A 3,515-nucleotide genomic window follows, 5' to 3' on the forward strand; every position below is an offset into this window, starting at 1 on the left:
GGCCACCGCCGCCCAGACGCCGCTCGCCCACCAGACAGCCGCGCCGACGGCGATCACGGCGATGACCGCGCCCAGCAGCAACAGCCCGGCCGGCACCGCCCCGATGGCGCCTGCCACAAGGCGCAGGCCCGCCCCGACCAGCACCAGATCGGCAACGGGATTGAACCCGCGCGACAGCGCCGTGAACATCGCGAAATCCGCCGTCTTGAGCACGCAAAGCACCGTCAGCCAGACGCAAAGCACGATCCGCGCCGCGGTCGCGGCGCGGCCCCGCAGCGCGATGAGCGCCAGCAAGATGACCGGCAGTTCAAGGGCGAACAGGAACGGCGCCTGCCACGTCATCGCGGCGGGATGATTGGGCTGCACCAGCAGCAGGTGAAGAACAAGCGCCGCAAGAAGCAGCCGCGCCACCGGCCACGCGCGTGCCGGGGTCAAGACCGCCTCCGCCAGAGCCAGAGAACATCCCGGCCGAACGACCAGCCAAGGCCGAGCACCGCCAACGTGACGATCCCCCCGGCGGGCCCGGGCGGCAGGATCGGTGCTTGCACCGCGATGAGCGCGGCAATCTGGACAACGCAGGCCACCTTGCGCCCCGCCCGGTTCGGCAGCGGCCGGCGCATCCACGGCAGGGCCAAGCCCGCCGCGACAAAGGCGTAGCGCGGCACCCCGAGCAGCAGCACCAGCGCCCCGGCGCTCCCGGCCGCGAGGGCGTTGAGCGCGAGGATCAGCCCCAAGGCCGCGTCAACCTCCATGTCGAACCGCGCGCCGAACGCCGATACCAGCCCCTGCCGCCGGGCCAGCCAGCCATCCAGCCCGTCCAGCCCCAGCGCCACGGCCGCCACTGCGAAAACGGCCCAGTCCGCCTGCCCCCCGGCCAGCAGGGGCGCCACGAGGCACGTCGCCAGCGCAAGGCGCAACAACGTGACGAGGTTGCACAGGCCCAGCGCGTCATGCGGATACGTGCGCCGCATCAGCAGGCCGATGATCACGGCCACAAGACCGTAAAGCGCCGTCACGGCGGCCACGCGGGCCGCCCCCGCCGCCAACGGCCCCGACGCGACAAGGATCACCAGCAAGGCCCCGGTCACGGACGCGGCCGCGTACCGCGAGCCGACGGGCGTGACGCCCGTCGCGCCCGCCCGCGACGCCCCCGCGGGCTCCGCATTCTGCTGAATCATGCTCATTACGCTTATCATAGCGCGAACCCGCCGGCGTCAAGGCCCTGCCAGCCAAGGGTTGAACCCGCCCGGCAACGACCTATGCTCTTCATAGATAATGTCACTTGAGCCAACGCAATACCGAACAGTCGCGCGGCTCCTGCACTGGGGCATGGCCATCCTCGTGCTCGCGATGATCGCCGCGGGCCTGCTCATGGTCCGGGATGGCCTTGACCGGTCCTTGCAGAACGCGCTTTTCATCTTCCACAAGAACACCGGCGTGGCGCTGCTGGTACTCGCGCTCGTGCGGCTTGCTTATCGCTGGCGCCGCCCCCCGCCCCCGCTGCCCGCCCACGTGCCGCGATGGCAGGCGCTTGCGGCCGGGGCCAGCCACGCGACGCTTTATACCCTGATGATCGCCATGCCGATCGCTGGCTACACGCGGGTCAAGGCCGGCGGCTTCCCGATCGAGACGCTGGATGCCGCAGGCTTGCCCGCACTGGTGCCCCGGTCCGAGGCCTTGGCCGGGACCGCCAAGCTGATCCACGGCTATGGCGGCTATGTCATCACGGCGGTGATCGCTGTGCATGTCCTTGCCGCGCTGTTCCACCGTCTCATCCGGCGGGATGGCGTGTTTTCGCGCATCTGGCCGCCCATCGCCCCCGGCACACGCTGACGGGCTTGCCGTTTCACGCGGCGGCGATACCTCCTTGCCAGTCGCCACGACCCAGTGTGGGCGCGGCGGCCAGCCAAGGGAGCAGACAGGACAGCATGTCATCCTCCGAAACCCTTCACCGCCCGGCGCGCAACGCGGCCGCCCCGCGGTTGCGCAGGCCGGAGGCTGGATCGGTGTTCTTCGGCCTGACCATCGCGCTCGGCACCGCGATCACGATGGTCTTCGCCCTGTCCGTCACGCAATGGACAGTCGTCGGCTTGGCGGTGATGCCGCTGCTGGCGCTGAACGCGGCATGGATTTCGGGCGGCGCGGCCACGGCGATCATCGGCCTGTGCCGAAAGTCACCGCATTGCGGGCCGCCCCCAGCCCCGGCGTGGCACCCGACGGGCCGCACGGCGATCCTCTTGACCTTGTGCCGGGAACCGCCCGGACCAGCAGCCGCCTACCTGCGCGATCTGCATGCCCGCCTCGGCCGCGCCGGCCTGTCCGGCGACACGTGCATCTTCGTCCTGTCGGACACGACCGGCAGCGCCGCCATCGCCCGCGAAGAGGCCGCGCTGCGCGACCTCGTCGCGGCTGGAAAGGTGCAGTACCGCCGCCGGAACGCCAATACCGGGCGCAAGCCCGGCAACATCGCCGACTGGCTCCGCCGGCACGGCGACGACTTCGATTACATGCTGGTGCTCGATGCCGACAGCCGCATGTCGGCCGGCCGTATCCGCCGCATGATCCACCAGATCGAAACCCGCCCGCGCACCGGCCTGTTGCAGGCCGGGATGGGCCTCGTGCCCGGACACACCCGGTTCGGCCGCCATCAGCGCGTCGCGGTGCGGCTCATGTCGTCGAACTTCGGACGCGGCATGGCCGCATGGGCCGGGCGCACCGGCAACTACTGGGGGCACAACGCGATCATGCGCTTGGCCGCCTTCCGCGACGCCGTCAACTTGCCCACGCTCGCGGGTCGGCCACCTTTCGGCGGGCCGATCCTGAGCCACGATTTCATCGAGGCCGCGTGGATACGCAAGGCCGGATGGGCGGTGGAGCTTGACCCCGATCTCGCCGGCAGCGCCGAGGACGCCCCGCAGACACTGGCGGCGTTTCACAAGCGCGACCGCCGCTGGTGTCAGGGCAACCTTCAGCACCTGCGTGTGCTGGTCCGGCGCGGCCTGCACCCGATGAGCCGCTTTCACCTCGCATCCGGCGTGCTCAGCTATCTCGCCGCGCCCGCGTGGCTGCTGCTGGTGATCGCCATCGCGTCGGGTGCCGTCACCGTCGCCGGCGCGCTGCCGTTCGCCACGGTCGCGGCCGTGCTGATGCTGCCGAAACTCTGCGCGCTGGCCGGGCGCATCCGCCGCGACAGGACGATGCGCCGGCGCCTGCTGACCCTGCGGGCCTGGCTGGGGGAACTCACCACATCGAGCCTCGTCGCGCCGATCATGATGATCCGCCAGACGGGCGCCGTGCTGTCGGTGCTGGCCGGACGCGACTGCGGCTGGAAATCGGGCCGCACCGCGCGCTGGCGGATCCCGCGCGGGCTGCCGGAGGCCACCGCCGGGGCCGCCATCACGCTGGTCGCGGTCCTTCTATCGGTCTGGCGCGGCATGGGGGGCTTCTCGAAGCCCTCACGTGTCCCCAGAACGCTCCGAAGCCGGAGGATCAGGAAAATGGCGATCCCGGCAAGG

General features: G+C 70.9%; 2 protein-coding genes and 3 pseudogenes. 2 read left to right on the plus strand and 3 right to left on the minus strand.

The genetic code is table 11. The features are described from left to right. Together ACH107_RS31080 and ACH107_RS31085 are read right to left on the minus strand one after the other, a co-directional pair. Positions 1–435: pseudogene (locus ACH107_RS31080) on the minus strand (sulfatase); the annotation flags it as partial. Beyond that, positions 432–1,184, minus strand: coding sequence for a CDP-alcohol phosphatidyltransferase family protein (locus tag ACH107_RS31085; RefSeq protein ID WP_412509534.1), 753 nt, complete (start codon positions 1,182–1,184; stop codon positions 432–434). The gene ACH107_RS31085 and the pseudogene ACH107_RS31080, both read right to left, overlap by 4 nt. Before the next feature lie 91 nt (positions 1,185–1,275). Between ACH107_RS31085 and ACH107_RS31090 the strand changes: the two genes are divergently transcribed. Together ACH107_RS31090 and mdoH are read left to right on the plus strand one after the other, a co-directional pair. Next, positions 1,276–1,833, plus strand: coding sequence for a cytochrome b (locus tag ACH107_RS31090; protein WP_412509535.1), 558 nt, complete (start codon positions 1,276–1,278; stop codon positions 1,831–1,833). A gap of 215 nt (positions 1,834–2,048) precedes the next feature. Continuing rightward, positions 2,049–3,290, plus strand: a pseudogene (gene mdoH / locus ACH107_RS31095) (glucans biosynthesis glucosyltransferase MdoH); the annotation flags it as partial. 125 nt (positions 3,291–3,415) lie between these two features. Here mdoH and ACH107_RS31100 read toward each other — a convergent pair. Beyond that, a pseudogene (locus ACH107_RS31100) lies at positions 3,416–3,515 on the minus strand (Tim44 domain-containing protein); the annotation flags it as partial.

The sequence above is a fragment of the Roseovarius halophilus (ex Wu et al. 2025) genome, assembly GCF_047086965.1.